The sequence below is a fragment of the Coprobacter fastidiosus genome (assembly GCF_030296935.1).
Taxonomy (GTDB): Bacteria; Bacteroidota; Bacteroidia; order Bacteroidales; family Coprobacteraceae; genus Coprobacter; species Coprobacter fastidiosus.
The window spans coordinates 994,782-1,011,464 of sequence record NZ_AP028032.1; the positions used below are offsets into that span (position 1 = coordinate 994,782).

Annotated in this window: 14 protein-coding genes and 1 riboswitch; of the genes, 10 read left to right on the plus strand and 4 right to left on the minus strand. The window is 38.1% G+C overall.

Annotated features, from left to right (window positions below):
* Nucleotides 1–21: 21 nt before the first annotated feature.
* The 3 genes from QUE35_RS04055 to QUE35_RS04065 all read right to left on the minus strand — a co-directional run bounded on the left by QUE35_RS04055 (nt 22) and on the right by QUE35_RS04065 (nt 5,891).
* Complete coding sequence (locus QUE35_RS04055; protein WP_081705648.1) at nt 22–2,016, minus strand: SEL1-like repeat protein; 1,995 nt, start codon at nt 2,014–2,016, stop codon at nt 22–24.
* Between the two features lie 623 nt (nt 2,017–2,639).
* A complete protein-coding gene (locus QUE35_RS04060) occupies nt 2,640–4,220 on the minus strand; it encodes a sulfatase family protein (protein WP_022600915.1) in 1,581 nt (526 codons plus the stop codon).
* Nucleotides 4,221–4,346: 126 nt separating this feature from the next.
* Nucleotides 4,347–5,891: a sulfatase family protein gene (locus QUE35_RS04065; protein WP_031258472.1), complete on the minus strand. Its 1,545-nt coding sequence runs from the start codon at nt 5,889–5,891 to the stop codon at nt 4,347–4,349.
* Nucleotides 5,892–6,136: 245 nt separating this feature from the next.
* Between QUE35_RS04065 and QUE35_RS04070 the strand changes: the two genes are divergently transcribed.
* From QUE35_RS04070 to QUE35_RS04100, 7 genes are all read left to right on the plus strand, one after another.
* Nucleotides 6,137–7,411: a replication-associated recombination protein A gene (locus QUE35_RS04070; RefSeq protein ID WP_009319262.1), complete on the plus strand. Its 1,275-nt coding sequence runs from the start codon at nt 6,137–6,139 to the stop codon at nt 7,409–7,411.
* 289 nt (nt 7,412–7,700) lie between these two features.
* A complete protein-coding gene (serC, locus tag QUE35_RS04075) occupies nt 7,701–8,768 on the plus strand; it encodes a 3-phosphoserine/phosphohydroxythreonine transaminase (protein ID WP_009319261.1) in 1,068 nt (355 codons plus the stop codon).
* Nucleotides 8,769–8,783: 15 nt separating this feature from the next.
* Nucleotides 8,784–9,704: an NAD(P)-dependent oxidoreductase gene (locus QUE35_RS04080; protein WP_022600913.1), complete on the plus strand. Its 921-nt coding sequence runs from the start codon at nt 8,784–8,786 to the stop codon at nt 9,702–9,704.
* 118 nt (nt 9,705–9,822) lie between these two features.
* A complete protein-coding gene (locus tag QUE35_RS04085) occupies nt 9,823–11,070 on the plus strand; it encodes a DUF1015 domain-containing protein (RefSeq protein WP_009319259.1) in 1,248 nt (415 codons plus the stop codon).
* Between the two features lie 164 nt (nt 11,071–11,234).
* Nucleotides 11,235–11,759: an RNA polymerase sigma factor gene (locus tag QUE35_RS04090; RefSeq protein WP_009319258.1), complete on the plus strand. Its 525-nt coding sequence runs from the start codon at nt 11,235–11,237 to the stop codon at nt 11,757–11,759.
* A gap of 48 nt (nt 11,760–11,807) precedes the next feature.
* Nucleotides 11,808–13,040 (plus strand): porin family protein, encoded by a 1,233-nt coding sequence (locus tag QUE35_RS04095; RefSeq protein WP_009319257.1) that lies wholly within the window; start codon nt 11,808–11,810, stop codon nt 13,038–13,040.
* Between the two features lie 64 nt (nt 13,041–13,104).
* Nucleotides 13,105–13,860 (plus strand): hypothetical protein, encoded by a 756-nt coding sequence (locus QUE35_RS04100; protein WP_022600910.1) that lies wholly within the window; start codon nt 13,105–13,107, stop codon nt 13,858–13,860.
* 261 nt (nt 13,861–14,121) lie between these two features.
* Here QUE35_RS04100 and mscL read toward each other — a convergent pair whose 3' ends face one another.
* Nucleotides 14,122–14,559, minus strand: coding sequence for a large-conductance mechanosensitive channel protein MscL (gene mscL / locus QUE35_RS04105; RefSeq protein WP_031258470.1), 438 nt, complete (start codon nt 14,557–14,559; stop codon nt 14,122–14,124).
* 191 nt (nt 14,560–14,750) lie between these two features.
* A riboswitch (TPP riboswitch) is annotated at nt 14,751–14,840 on the plus strand.
* A 69-nt stretch (nt 14,841–14,909) separates the two neighbouring features.
* Between mscL and thiD the strand changes: the two genes are divergently transcribed.
* The 3 genes from thiD to QUE35_RS04115 all read left to right on the plus strand — a co-directional run bounded on the left by thiD (nt 14,910) and on the right by QUE35_RS04115 (nt 16,682).
* Entirely contained in the window at nt 14,910–15,752 is an 843-nt protein-coding gene (thiD, locus tag QUE35_RS04110; RefSeq protein WP_022600906.1) for a bifunctional hydroxymethylpyrimidine kinase/phosphomethylpyrimidine kinase, read from the plus strand.
* Nucleotides 15,753–15,810: 58 nt separating this feature from the next.
* The gene (gene thiS / locus QUE35_RS13685; protein WP_009319250.1) at nt 15,811–16,011 is read left to right on the plus strand and encodes a sulfur carrier protein ThiS; all 201 of its coding nucleotides are present in this window, start codon (nt 15,811–15,813) and stop codon (nt 16,009–16,011) included.
* 83 nt (nt 16,012–16,094) lie between these two features.
* A complete protein-coding gene (locus tag QUE35_RS04115) occupies nt 16,095–16,682 on the plus strand; it encodes a thiamine phosphate synthase (RefSeq protein ID WP_009319249.1) in 588 nt (195 codons plus the stop codon).
* Nucleotide 16,683 lies beyond the last annotated feature (1 nt).

A 16,683-nucleotide genomic window follows, 5' to 3' on the forward strand; every position in this document is an offset into this window, starting at 1 on the left:
CGTTGTTTATATATTTATAGTTTACCAATTCTCTGATTCATGGCTTGTGATGCCGTATTTTTTACTTAATCTTTGTTGCTCTTGTTGCAAAGAACGAAATTCTGGAGAGCCATACATGCCATTGTTTTTCATATCTGTAAGCCTACCGATATTATCTGTATATTGGTTGGAAACGGCTCTTCGACCTATCATGCCTACCCTATTTTGCCTTGCAGCTCTACCTTGTGCCTTCAGTTCACGTACACGTTCTTTATTGCGGGCTTTGTTGGCTGCTTTCCTTGCCTCCTCATTATCAATTCGTGTTTGTTTGGATTGTTGAATGCTTGCGAATTGTCCCATAGCGTCAGAAACACCTTGTGCCCCTATCATTATGCACTCCCATACTAGTTTACGACGAGCTTTTTTTGCTGCTTTATTTGCCGATTTAACCGATTTATCAAGTAAAGCCAAACTCTCTTTTGCAGCAGTAAACTCTGGCTCTATCTCCAATGCCTTTTTCAGATATGCCTCGGCTTTGCCAAAATCATTATAATTGTGATAGAATACAGCCATATTATAATAAACAATAGCTTTGTAACCCATTGTATTGAAAGGATCGGCTTGAAGCATCTGGAGGCAATAAGAAAAGGCACTTGACACATCTGTGGCAGTAACCATTTTTTCGCCTATTTGATTGAGGATAGGCTGTTCTTCACTGCCATCGTCAGCAAGAGTTGTTCTAAATCCATAAGCAGACGCTGTTAGTTTGCCTGTATTCATATCCTTAATAATTGCATCATAACTCCGTTCTGTCACACAAATACCGTCTTTTATTATAGAAAAAGAACCACAATCACTAATCACATCTCCTACCGCAACTGTATAAAGTACTTGTGGTTTGGGTAAAGTGATTTCAGGCAAAGAACCTTCTAGCAACTCTTTTTCTAATGCCGCAAACCATTCTTGTTCCGAGGAATATTTGGCTGCATTGTGCAGTCCCTCTTTATAGCAGGCAGAAAGGCTGGAAGAATTATTTTGTCCTTTCTTATTTGCAAGGAAAAAGAACTGTACAGCTTTTTCTCTATCCTTGGGCAAAAATGCACCATGATAATAATATTCTCCGAGGTTATGCATAGCCGCCGCATCTCCTTTACTTGCAGCCTGCCACATAAGCTGAAGGGCGAAGCGTTTATTTTGCATAGTACCCCAACCTAACTGATACCGCACTGCAAGTTCTGTTGTAGCACGAGCATACCCCAACTCATTTGCGCGCCGCAGCCATTTCAATGACTCTTGATAATCTGCCACAGTTGTTCCTTGCCCAAGATAAGCATGATTGATATTATACGCAGCTTGAGCAGATCCCAACTCTGCTGCAAGTTTATTATAATTAAGTGCTTTTTGAAGGAGTGGGTACATTGCCTTAACAACATCTCTAAGTTTATAATTTTCAATGCCTTCTTTTATAAGCCAAGCGTGTTGTGTGCTATAAATATTGGCAAGCCTAAGATATGCCTCGCTACAGCCGCTTTCACCAGATTTGGTATATAGCATAACTGCTTTTTTTAGGTCCGCTTGCTTAACTCCACCTTCACCGGAATAATAAATGTCGCCTAAAGTAAGCATCGCTAAAGGCGAACCTTTATCTGCTGCCTTTTGTAGATATTTCAGAGCTTTCTTGTAATCTTGTGCAAAAGGAATATCGTTTTGTATCAGAATTGTAAGTCTATCCGTCACGTTAGATTGACTTTCCGGTAGTGTTGATGAAAGATTCCCTATACTTCGTAACATCTCTGTTAAATCATCCTTTGATTTTTTCACATCAGAGGTATGTGTTCCCGGTCTGCCTACATAGTAGCAAATTCCTATTTTGTACATCGCATCAGTATTACCTTTTTTAGCAGCAGACAACAGTTCTGCTGAATAACTAAAAGGTTCTTCTTTGATATTTTGAGAGTATGCAAATTGTACAATAAACATGGTACACAAATAGAAGAAAGTCTTTATCCATTCAAAATTAAAACAGAATTTACTCATAATGTTATTTTATTGGTGCACGTCCCAACTGCAACCGTTAATTATAAAATACAAAAGCGTGGAACTGTATGCCACACTCTTTACTTGAAACCTTGTATACAGGCAACAATAACAGTCCACGCTATAGCGTGAAAAGCACTATGCTATCCTCGTATCCAATTTGAAAATTTCCTATGGTTTCAAGTACAAGATAAGCATAACGCTTCTTCTTATTTTCGTATGTCTTGGATAGAGTTAAGTTAGTCCAAATGCAAAAGTAGAGAATTTCTATGATAAACTATTATCTTTGAATGATTTTTCTTTAATTTTATCCTGATACTCAATATCTTAATATATTTATTATACCATTAGATATAAATTGTATGACAAGCGAGAATCAACTCCTCAATAGGAGACTTTATAAATGTTTGTGCCTTGATTGCTTCTTCAATTGTCTAATATACTAATTTTCAATAATAGTAAATATTTCTCTGAAAAATAGTAGGTTTCCCTGCCCATAAAGAACCACCGATATCGCCAACATCGTTATAGCCCAGAATAATGCCAAAAAGACTAATATTATCCTCTTATCGGAAAACTTAGACAGCCTCTTTCTTATTAAGTTCTGAGAAGGTATCCCCCAATTATTCCATCATAAACTTGTTCAAGGATAATGCAAATGTATCATTATACTGTTTTTGTAAACGCACCAGTTCTCGATTCATAAAATCAACGACTTTCCCGTATTCCGGATCATCAAACACATTATGCATCTCTGTCGGATCTTTTTCGAGATCATACAGTTCCCAAGCATCTATATCGTTATAAAAATGTATCAACTTATATTTATCCGTACGAACTCCATAATGGCGTTTTACGGCATGTTCTGCCGGATATTCATAAAAATGATAATAAAGAGACTTTCTCCAATTTTTCGGATTCTCCCCTTTCAATAAAGGAAGTAAAGAAATACCTTGCATATCTTCAGGGACAGGTACTCCTGCCAAATCTAAAAATGTAGGTGCATAATCTATATTTTGAACTAATTGAGAAATATCTCCTTTTTTATCAAAATCTTTCGGCAAACGCATAATCAAGGGGGTACGCATAGACTCTTCGTACATGAAACGTTTATCGAACCACCCGTGTTCTCCCATATAAAATCCCTGATCAGAGGTATAAACAATCAATGTATTCTCCAATAAGCCTTTTTTATCAAGATAATCGAGAATCCTCCCGACATTGTCATCCAAGGATTTTACTACTTTCATATAATCCCTCATGTAACGCTGAAATTTCCATTCAGCCAACTCTTTCCCGCTTAGTTTCCGAGAATAAAAATCTTGTATTATCGGATCATAAAAATGATCCCAAGCCTTACGTTCTTCCGGAGTCATCCGACCTATAATTTGTTCATATACCGATTTTAAACGACTCTCTTTCCCAACTGCCAGCATTTTCAGATCATAAATAATATCCATATCTTCGGCAATACTCATTTCCTGTGCCGCAGCAGCAAGACGTCCGTTATAATCATCAAAAAAATTATCCGGTAACGGGAAAATTTTATCTTCATACAAAGAAAGATTCTTTATCTCAGGTAACCAGTCTCGATGTACAGCCTTATGATGCAAGAATATAGCAAAAGGTTTGGTCTCATCTCTCTCATTCTCCAGCCAATTTATTCCTATGTCGGTAATCAGGTTCGTAACATATCCTCGTCTTTGTACCGTATCATTATTCATACGGATAAAATCCGGATTATAATAATCACCCTGGCCGGGAAGAATCTCCCAATAATCAAATCCTGAAGGCAGACTTTCAAGATGCCATTTACCCACCAACGCAGTTTGATATCCGGCTTTTCGGAGAAGTTTAGGCATTGTTTGCTGAGAAGAGTCAAAAGCACAAGTGGTATTATCGGTGAATCCATTTGCATGACTGTGTTTTCCCGTAATCATACAAGCCCTGCTCGGCCCGCTTAATGAATTGGCAACAAAGCTGTTCGTAAAACGAACGCCATCTGCTGCAATACGGTCCAGGTTCGGAGTATTCATATAACGGGTATCATAACAACTCATCATTTGAGCCGTATGATCATCCGTCATAATATATACAATATTATAAGGTGTTGCCGATTTCTCTTTTTTCCCTGAACAAGACAATGCAGAAAACAGAACTGCGACTCCCGATAACGAATATAAAACTTGACCAGAATATTTCATTGTATCAGTTAAATTTTAGAATCTGTTTAAATCTTATACTATCCGTTTCAACTATGAAGATGACTTCCGAATAGAATTTAAAAACTTGACTGAAACAGATTCTTAAGGTTTACAATAATTATTCCATTATTTTTTTCGAGATTTCACCTCATTCAACAAGACCGAAAGACGCTTTACAACTTCCGGATATTGTATCGCTACATTCTGCTTTTCTGCCGGGTCGGTAGACAGATCGTACAACTGAGCTTCAGGGCTGTTTCCCAAATCCATTTCCACCCATGAAACGGCATTAGGCATTTTACTCGGCTCTATATATTTCCATTTTCCCTGAATAATCGAGAGTGTATTATTCAGATTTTGCTGAACGACATATTCCCGGTCTTTCGATTCGTCACCTAAAAAGACAGAAAGATTGCCTCGACTATCCGGAGCAACCCCTTCCGGTAATTTCTTGCCTAACAGTTCTGCCATAGAAGCAAATACATCGACTTGCGAAAACAACGCATGTTGCTTTACAGGTTTGATTCTATCCGGCCATCGAACAATAAACGGCACACGTGTTCCGGCTTCATAAGCACTATATTTGCCACCCCTATAAATTCCCATAGGCGTATGTCCGTTCAGGTCTTCCAAAGCTCCATCTATATATCCGTCATCAATCACAGGTCCGTTATCACTTGTAAAAATAAATAGGGTATTATTCGCTATGCCCAAACTGTCAAGCGTATGCATCAATTGCCCGATAGTCCAATCCAGTTGCAATATGACATCACCTCTCACACCCAAATCGCTTTTCCCGGCAAAACGAGGATGTGGAATACGAGGAACATGCACATCTTGAGTCCCTAAATATAGAAAAAACGGATTTTCTTTATTTTTGGCTATAAAGGCTTTAGCTTTAGAAACTATCGTGTCGGCAATATCTTCATCTACCCATAAAGCGGATTTGCCTCCCGTCATATATCCGATACGTCCTATGCCATTGATAATCGTATTATCGTGTCCATGACTCGATTTCATTTTCAATAATTCAGGATTTTCTTTTCCCGTAGGCCAATTACCTACTTTTTTATTATAATCTACAAAAATAGGGTCTTTCGGATCAAGATTTACCACCCTGTCATTTTCGACATATACACACGGAACACGATCTACCGTAGCAGGAATAACAAAATCATAATCAAAACCTATATTTCGAGGGCTCGGAGTTATCTCTCCATTCCAATCAGGTCCATTCGGCCCTCCTAATCCCAAATGCCATTTACCGATCGCACCGGTAACATAACCAGCGTTCTTAAACAGATCAGCCATAGTAACACATGCCGTATCGATAATCATACCGGCATTCCCCGTAGCGATCTCGGTATTCTCATAACGCCACGGATATGCTCCTGTCAACAAACAAAACCGAGAAGGGGTACTTGTTGCCGACGATGCATAAGCGTTCATAAACTGAGCTCCCTGAGCCGCCAACGAATCGATATGTGGAGTCTGTATTTTTGTCGCACCATAACAACTCAAATCACCAAAACCCAAATCATCCGAAAAAATATAAATTACATTCGGTAACCGATCATCTGACTTTATAACTTCTTTTTTCGGGGAAACCGTACATCCGGTAAATAAAGAAAATCCGGGGAGCAGACTCCATAATAAATAAGGATGATTCATTCTAATAGTATTTTTAAAGTTTACCATATACCAACCATTAATAAAAAGGACAACTTATTCCATAGTTTAGATTTTGTATATCCAAAGTATTTTTACAAAAATAAGATACTTTTTGAGTTAAAACAATAAATTGGTTGTTAATCTTTCCACACCCTATACATACACATCAAAATTATTCTTCCGACAAGAATCTCACCGATCTATTTTTTCGTACTTTTGTAATATCAAATCAAAAAGCGATATTTATGTTACAACCTCTGGCAGAAAGATTACGTCCACAAAATTTAGACGAGTACATAGGACAAGAACATCTGGTAGGGAAAGGCGCTATTTTACGGCGAATGATCGATGCCGGACAAATTTCCTCCTTTATTTTATGGGGGCCTCCGGGAGTCGGCAAAACGACCTTAGCTAAAATCATATCCAATCAGTTAGACGTTCCGTTCTATACCCTAAGTGCAATTCATTCGGGAGTAAAAGACGTACGCGATGTTATAGAAAAATGCAAAAATAACCGGATGTTCCAAACGGGCAGACCGATACTTTTTATTGATGAAATACACCGATTCAATAAATCTCAACAAGACTCTTTATTAGGCGCTGTAGAAAACGGGACTGTTACCTTGATCGGTGCAACGACAGAAAATCCCTCTTTTGAAGTAATACGTCCCCTTTTATCGCGCTGCCAAGTATATGTTCTCAAATCTCTTGAAGTAAAAAATTTACAAGCGCTTCTCGATCGAGCGATTCATTGCGACAAAGTATTGAAAAACTTAAAAATAAAAATACAAGAAACGAATGCACTGTTTCGTTACTCAGGAGGCGATGCCCGCAAACTTCTCAATATTTTAGACCTGATTACCAGCTCGAACGAAACTGAAAAAACAATAATTATCGATGATGCGACAGTAACAGAACGACTGCAACAAAATCCGTCAGCATACGATAAAGGCGGAGAAATGCACTATGACATCATATCGGCATTTATCAAGTCGATTCGGGGAAGCGACCCGGACGGAGCTATTTACTGGTTAGCCCGAATGGTAGCCGGAGGAGAAGATCCGGCCTTTATCGCCCGACGTCTTGTCATATCGGCAGCAGAAGATATCGGACTCGCTAATCCGAATGCCTTGTTAATCGCCAATGCTTGTTTCGACGCGCTTCAGAATATCGGATGGCCTGAAGGACGGATCATTTTGGCCGAGGCAACGATTTATCTGGCGAGCAGTCCTAAAAGCAATTCGGCCTATATGGCAATAAATGATGCTTTAGGGATAGTAGAACGTACCGGAAATCTACCTGTTCCGTTACATTTGCGAAACGCGCCGACATCTTTGATGAAAGAACTGGAATACGGTAAAAACTATAAATATGCACATGATTATGAAAATCATTTCGTCAAACAACAATTTCTTCCGGACGAATTAAAAAACGACTCTATATGGAAACCTCAGCCCAATCCGGCAGAAAATAAATTAAAAGACCATTTATCTTATTTATGGAAAGACCGTTATAAATAGACAAACTCCTTAAAAACGGGATTACAACTATAATATTGTAAACCAAACGAAGAGTAAAATAACAAATAGTTTTTTTATTTGTCCATTTATATTCAAATTGATCGGATATTTTTTTTGTTATACATAAAATTTGTATTAATTTCGCAGCATCGATATACAACAGAAATTGTTTTTAATCCGATCCGGAATTCTCCGAATATTACATATTTATAGAAACCTTAATATGCATGCCGGAAAACAATTTCCTAAATATTAATAGAACAGTATATAAACTATAAATATTGAACAAATGAAGAAGCACAATTTTTACGCAGGTCCTTCTATTCTGAGTGAATACACCATCAAAAACACGGCTGATGCCGTATTAGATTTTGCAGGGACAGGATTATCTTTATTGGAAATATCACACCGTAGCAAAGAATTTGTCGCTGTAATGGATGAAGCACAAGCTCTTGTAAAAGAGTTATTAGATGTTCCGTCCGGATACGAAGTCGTTTTCCTCGGTGGTGGCGCCAGTTTGCAATTCTGCATGGTTCCGTTCAATTTGTTGAAAAAGAAAGCCGCTTATCTTGAAACCGGAACTTGGGCTGTAAACGCTATTAAAGAAGCCAAGTTATTCGGTGAAGTCGATGTTGTCGCTTCTTCAAAAGAAGCTAACTTTACTTATATTCCTAAAGGATATACAGTACCCGAAGATGCCGATTACTTTCACATCACTACCAATAATACTATCTTCGGTACTGAAATGCGCTATGATCCGGACGTAAAAGTACCGTTGGTAGCAGATATGTCTTCGGACATTTTTTCGCGCCCGATCGATATTGCCAAATACAATATCATTTATGCCGGAGCACAAAAGAACTTAGCACCTGCCGGTGTTACAATCGCAATTGTTCGTGAAGATGCTCTCGGACATGTAGATCGTGCTATTCCCACCATGCTCGATTACCGAACCCATATCAAAAAAGGATCTATGTTCAACACTCCTCCCTGTTTACCGGTATTCTCAGCATTGCAAACATTAAAATACTACAAGCAATTGGGTGGCGTTAAGGTGCTTGAAAAAATGAATATCGAAAAAGCAGCTATTCTTTACGATGAAATAGATCGCAATAAACTGTTTAAAGGAACAGCTAATGTAGAAGACCGCTCGATCATGAACGTTTGTTTCGTAATGAATGACGAATACAAAGACCTGGAAGACGAATTTATCAAATTCGCGACAAGCAAAGGTATGGTCGGCATTAAAGGTCACCGCTCCGTAGGAGGTTTCAGAGCATCCATTTACAATGCAATGCCAAAATCAAGTGTCGAAGCTTTGATCGACACGATGAAAGAATTTGAAAAAGCTCATTAATAAGGAGACACGATCATGAAAATATTAGTTGCAACAGATAAACCGTTCGCAGCTGTTGCTGTAAACGGAATCAAAGATGTAGTAGAAAGTGCCGGTATCAAATTAGCTTTACTCGAAAAATACGGAGAAAAAAGTAAATTATTGGACGCTGTTAAAGACGTTGAAGGCTTGATTGTCCGTAGTGATATTATCGATGCAGAAGTTCTCAATGCCGCCAAACAATTAAAAGTCGTTGTCCGTGCCGGAGCAGGATATGACAATATCGACCTTGCAACAGCAACTGCCAACGGAGTTTGTGTAATGAATACTCCCGGACAAAATTCAAACGCAGTAGCCGAATTAGTATTCGGGATGACAGTTATGATGGCCCGGAATCTGTATAACGGAACATCAGGGACAGAGTTAAAAGGTAAAAAATTAGGTATTCACGCATTTGGTCAGGTAGGTCGCAACGTTGCACGCATTGCGAAAGGTTTCGGAATGGAAGTTTTCGCTTTTGACCCTTATTGCCCGGCATCAGTGATGGAAGCAGAGGGAGTAAAACCGATTACAGACATCAATGAACTTTACTCAACCTGTCAATATGTATCATTGCATATTCCGGCAACCAATGAAACTAAAAAATCGATCAATTATGCTCTTCTGAAACAAATGCCCAAAGGCGCTATGCTCATTAATACAGCACGCAAGGAAGTCATAAATGAAGAAGAATTAGTGCAAATAATGGATGAACGTCCGGATTTCCGTTACGTATCGGACATTACACCTGATAATGCATCTGTGTTCGCAGAAAAATTTACAGGACGCTATTTCTTCACTCCGAAGAAAATGGGTGCTCAAACAGCCGAAGCCAACATCAACGCAGGAATCGCCGCAGCAAAACAATCGGTAGGATTTTTGAAAGAGGGTATAGACAAGTTTAAAGTAAACAAATAAACATATTTTTACGTTTATAACAAAGCGTTAAGATGACAAAGAAATCTAAATTCCTCTGTCATCTTAACGCTTTATCCGTTCTAAATATTATTTTCGCATATATTTTAAAATCTATAATATGGCTCAAATAAAACCGTTTAAAGGAATAAGACCACCCCAAAAATTTGTAGAAGAGGTAGCATCCCGCCCCTATGACGTATTGAATTCGGAAGAAGCTCGAACCGAAGCTGCGGGAAATGAAAAATCACTCTATCACATTATTAAACCCGAAATAGATTTTCCTTCCGGAACAGATGAACATGATGAGCGTGTATATGCAAAAGCAGCCGAAAATTTTCAAAAATTTCAAGATAAAGGCTGGCTGATACAGGACGAAAAAGAAAATTATTACATTTATGCACAAACCATGAACGGGAAAACTCAATATGGTCTCGTCGTGGGAGCTTATGTTCCGGATTATATGAACGGCATTATCAAAAAACACGAACTGACTCGCCGGGATAAAGAAGAAGACCGGATGAAGCATGTTCGTGTAAATAACGCCAACATCGAACCGGTATTTTTCGCTTATCCGGATAATAAAATATTAGACATGATCATAAAGAAATATACAGATCAAAAACCTGTATATGATTTTATAGCACCAGGGGACGGATTCGGGCATACATTCTGGATAGTCAATGATGAAAACGACATCTCTACCATTACGGCAGAATTCGCAAAAATGCCGGCACTATATATCGCAGACGGACATCATCGCTCGGCAGCAGCAGCGTTGGTCGGTGCGGAAAAGGCAAAACAAAATCCAAATCATAAAGGAGACGAAGAATACAACTATTTCATGGCCGTATGTTTCCCTGCCAACCAACTTACGATCATCGATTATAATCGCGTCGTAAAAGACCTAAACGGATTAACAGCCGAACAATTTCTGTCTGCATTACATCAGAATTTTATTGTGGAAGAAAAAGGATACGAGATATACAAACCTTCTGCTTTACATAATTTCTCTCTTTATCTTGCAGGCAAATGGTATAGTCTTACGGCAAAGCCGGGAACTTATGACGATAATGATCCGATCGGAGTTCTTGACGTAACGATTTCATCCAATCTCATATTAAACGAAATTTTAGGGATTAAAGATCTCCGGTCTGATAAACGTATCGATTTTGTAGGAGGAATCCGCGGATTAGGAGAACTGAAAAAACGAGTGGATAGCGGAGAAATGCAGGTGGCTTTAGCCCTTTATCCTGTATCAATGAAACAATTAATGGACATTGCCGACTCCGGAAATATCATGCCTCCCAAAACGACATGGTTCGAGCCCAAACTTCGATCTGGACTTATAATCCACAAGTTAGATTAATTCTTATTCCGAAATATATAGAAGCAATCTGGAACTTTTGACATTAAAACGATTATTAAAGTTCCAGATTCCTAAAAAAAGACAAAAAATACGTATGTGATGCAGCTATCAAATAGAGAAAAACATCTATTTGATAGTTGTTCGCAATAAATTACGCGAACCGAATGAATGAAACGCAACTTATAGAAGGTTGTAAACAGCATAATCCGAAAGCTCAAAAAGCTTTATATGATACCTATGCACGGAAAATGATGTCGGTATGCCTGCGTTACGGAAGTAACCGGGAAACGGCTGAGGATCTGTTGCAAGAGGGTTTTATCAAGGTTTTTTCTGCAATCGGATCTTTTGAAGGAAGCGGATCTTTTGAAGGTTGGATGAGACGTATTTTTGTAAATACGGCATTAGAATATCTCCGTAAAAATGATATTCTGAAAGAGTCGGTTGAAATCGACAATACGGAAGTTTTACAAGAGGTAGATTATTCGGCCATAGAACGAATATCGGCAGACGAGTTAATGGAACTGATAGCGGAGCTTCCCCCGGGATTTCGGACGGTTTTCAATATGTTTGTCATAGAAGGCTACTCCCATAAAGAAATAGGAGATGCCTTAGGTATCACAGAAAGTACATCTCGTTCCCAATTGACCCGAGCCAAACGGCTGTTACAAAAAAAATTAGAAGAATTATAATAGATAATTGAAAAATAAAAAGGTTTATGCCTTGTAAAACAGAGAAAGATGAACAATAAAGATTTTGAACATCTTATACAGGAAAAATTAAAAGACCACGAAACAGAGGTTCCTGTAGGTTTATGGGAATCTATCGAAAAAGAACTGCCTCGTAAAAAAGTCTTTTCTTTACCTGTATTTATCAGATACGCAGCAGCATGTATCATTGTTGCCGTATGCTCTGTTACCGCTTATCTGTTTTTAGAACAATCGGATAAGATACAAATTGTTCAAAACCGACATTCTGCCATTCCTCAACAACAACCTCCTAAAACAGAAGAACCGAATATACAAGAAGCTAAGGTTTCCCTGCCACACAAGCCCCTGATCACTCAGTCTAAAACGACTACTGAAAAAGAAAAAAATGTTCAGAAAGAATTATCAGAGAATGTGGTGATAAATGAATTTATTACACAACAACCGAATAATCAGGGGAAAGAGGAAAAACTGAGCAAGACTTTTCCTTCTGTTGTAAAAAAAGCAAATAACGAACAGAAAAGACATCCGGATAACATTTCCGAAGAAGAATACAATCGTAAACTAAAAGAATTTGAACAAGCAGGTCAAAAAGAGGTCTTGACAGAAACCAATTTCAATTCCCAAAAAAGAAACGGTTTTTCTCTCGGATTATTGGCTGCGAATGCTCTTCCGGGATCAAAAAATACGAATAACCAACCTCTGACAAGAAGTTCTTCGATTATGGGAGATGAGCTTAGTTTATTCTCGACTCCCGAACCGTTAAAGTTCACACACAAGACACCCATATCTGTCGGCTTGACTATTGAAAAACATCTCGGTAAGCATTGGGGAGTCGAAAGTGGTATAGTCTACACATTATTACGTTCAGACTACAAAACTCAATCATTAAGTCAAGAAGGAAAACAAGAATTACATTACATAGGTATACCTTTACAAGCGATATATCGCTTTGCCCGTGCCGGGAATTTTTCATTCTATGCTGCGGCAGGGCCTAAAATAGATTTCAATGTCAGCGGGCGCAGGACCGAAACTGCCAGAAACGGTATTGCATCCAGTAACGGGACAGAAGATATTCGAGATAAAAAACCGCAGTGGTCATTGCAACTCAGAGCCGGAGCAGCTTATGCATTTATTCCTCAATTAGAATTATATGCAGAACCATCAATGGCATATTACATTAATAATAAAAGCGATATTCCCGATTTATGGAAAGATAAACCCTTGAATTTCATTTTTCAAGTAGGTTTAAGAACAAACTTTTAACAGGAGTTTTTTGAGTTTTCAATAAAAAAGATCTTATACACACAAAATAAACGACAAAATAAATATGAACAAATTCTTAAAAACAGTTGGAATTACATTTACAGTTTTATCTCTGATATTATTAACCGGATGTATCGGTGATAACGGCAATACGACACAATCTTCAGGGATAGGGACTATACAGATTTCAAGCGGAGTTCCTTGCATTAATTTAGATAATCTGAATGCAAAAATTACAGGAAACGGTATCAGCGCAGAAGATCGGGGCAAACGCATCTACTGCGGTTATCTGATAGACTGGGATAATCAACCGGATTCTCCTATAATACAAGCCGAGTTGAGTGACATTTCTATATGGGAAATAGAGGAATACACCCGATCTTCGGAAATAACCATTCAAGATAGCGATCCTTTGATCAATATCGCTAATCTTTCTATTACGATGGAAGTTAATGATTATGGAGACAACATTATTACATTCAGAACTTTAACTTATAAAACCGCAGAAGGGGGAACAGCATCTTCTTTGAAACTGGTAGAAAAGCTACCGGCTGAAGGAGAAGAAATTGATGCTAAAACTAAAACCGTCATGCTCATTTATGATGAAGGGACTATAAATCAAGATGCAACTGAAGCGGCATGGAGATCATTCTATATTCCTAAAGAGGCCGGAATAACCAAACTCGTATTCCAATTTAAAAGCTCACAAAAACCTAACGGAGTCTTTTCTGTAAAAGACGATGAAGGTAAAGTGATTGAGAATGCTTATTATACAGAATTATCTTATTCTACAGGTACGGAATCAACAACCACAGAATAAAGCACATAATTTCCATAACTTCCATAAAGTCACCCTGCAAAATTTTGGTTTTGCAGGGTGACTTGTTAAGAAAAGCGGAATGATTATACTTCTTTAGAGCTTACATAAAATCTATTCGGATCAGATTTAAGAGTTTCTTTCAATCAAGTATAGTTTGTTACCTTTGCAAGGTGACAACAGCTATCCGACAAACGAAAACAGACCGAAATAAAACACTCAAATGACCTGATAATATCTTTTTATCGGGAAAATTTAGAATAATCACTCTGTTTTTTGTTTTTGCAAAAGGTCTCTGATCTGTGTTAAAACCTGAACTTCTTCTGAAGGGGCTGGAGGTGTAGCCGTTTTTTCTTCTTTTTGCCGAGAAGTAAACTTCGCCATTAACTTAATCATGCAAAAAATAGCAAACGCTATAATCAGAAAATCGACACTTGCTTGAATAAAATTTCCATAATTCAGCTCTACAGCAGGAGTTACTACCTCTCCTGCAGCATTGACCTCAGCAGCATGTAACGTCAACTTCAAATCCGTAAAATTAATACCCCCGATCAATAAACCGACCACCGGCATAATTACATCAGAAACCGCAGACGATACAATTTTACCAAATGCACCACCGATAATGATACCGACAGCCATATCGACCACATTACCACGCATAGCAAACTGCTTAAAATCATTTACAAATTTCATTTTCATATTTTATCAAATTAGTATTATAAAAATCTTTCAAAATTTCAAGAACTCCGAAAATATCAATAAAACAAATATACAGATTATTCATAACATTGTTTATAAACCACTTATATTAAATTAAAGTTCATTTTTAATTTATTTTCCGATTTTAATCAAATTATAGCAATAAAACCAAACCTTTTTTCTACTTTTGTACGAAACAAAAGGGGTGCCCTAAAAGGCTGAGATTATACCCTATGAACCTGACGGATAATGCCGGCGTAGGAATTTGTTCATAGCATATATTATAAACTACATAGGGTCCTGCCTCTTTTGAGTTAAAACAAAACTCAAATCTAATTAGTTGAGCAAAGATGATTTATTATCCGAAATGTCTGACTATTGCAGGATCTGACAGTGGCGGCGGAGCCGGAATACAAGCCGATCTAAAAACCATGTCGGCAATTGGAGTGTACGGGATGTCTGTCATTACAGCTATTACTGCACAAAATACTTGTGGCGTAAAAGCTATACAGCCCATCGATTCTGATATTGTAACGGCACAATTAGAAGCAGTTCTGAGCGATATTGGAACAGATTCTATAAAAATAGGAATGTTACACTCCGTCAATATCATAAAAGCGGTCATTGAAATTTTGGACAAATATACCCCTCGTTATGTCGTCTTCGATCCGGTAATGGTATCGACAAGCGGGCATAAATTGATCGAAGATAATACCATCGATACTATTCGAGAAACAATGTTTTCCCGATCGACAATTATCACTCCTAATCTTGATGAAGCCTCACTATTAAGCAATATACCAATTTCGAAAGAGAAAGACATGTATAAAGCCGGGAAAAAATTATTGGAGAAAGGTTGCCACGCAGTTTTAATGAAAGGCGGGCATCTAAAAAGTAAGATAATGACCGATTTGTTACTTACAGCAGATGGAGAAGAATATATCTTTAAAGCTGAGAATATAACAACATCCAATACTCACGGAACTGGATGTACCCTATCCTCGGCTATAGCTTCTTATCTGGCATTGAGTCATTCCTTATCCGATTCGGTAAAACTAGCAAAGCAGTTTGTTACTTCAGCCATAAAAACCGGCAGTAAAGTTACAACCGGCAAGGGACATGGTCCATTAAATCACTTTTTTGCCCCACAGCCCTTGCATATCCTAAAAAAGGAAGAAGACACATTCCACTGAACTCACAACAACAAAACAAATAGTAACAACCTAGACTTGAAATTAAACAAAACAGTGTATGAAAGTATTTTTGAATCACCAAGAAATCTGTGTAGGAAGCAGGGTCACACTACGAGATCTACTCGCGGGTCAGAGCATCACGTCAGACGGAGTAGCAGTAGCTGTCAATAACCGAATTATCAGTAAAGAAGATTGGCCTGATACCTTCTTAGCCAACGGCGATAAAGTTACGGTAATTCGGGCTACGTGTGGAGGCTGATTCGGTTCAGTTCTTTAAAATACGATTAATCTGAAGTTCGGTTCTCATTAGAAGAACCGAACTTTCCAAAAGATGCACACTACATGAAATTAGTAGGAATTACTCGACCGACTTTCTTTAAAGGAGAAGCAGACGCCATAACACTTTTGTTAGAGGGGGGACTCGATTTATTACATATACGTAAACCGGGTTCTTTGTCCGAAAATATTGCATCTCTATTGTCTGATATACCACCTCATCTGTATTCACAAATCGTTATTCACGATCATTTCGATTTAATCGAATCCTTTCCTTTAAAAGGCATTCATTTGAACAAACGCAATCCTGTATGTCCATCAATACACACAGGGTCGGTAAGCCGATCATGCCATTCAATAGAAGAACTCGATCATATCGAAGATATAGACTACTGCTTCCTCAGTCCCATATTCGACAGTATTTCCAAAAAAGGATATTTATCTGCTTTTTCTAAAGAAGAACTCGCTGATGCATCACGTAAAGGAATTATCAATTCAAAGGTCTATGCATTAGGAGGAATAACTCCCGAACATATTCCATTACTGCAAGAATTCGGTTTCGGAGGCGTTGCCGTACTCGGTTATTTATGGGAAGACATAACGCTACATACTTTACAACATCGAATAAACATCTTAAAAAATTCAATCTGCTAAC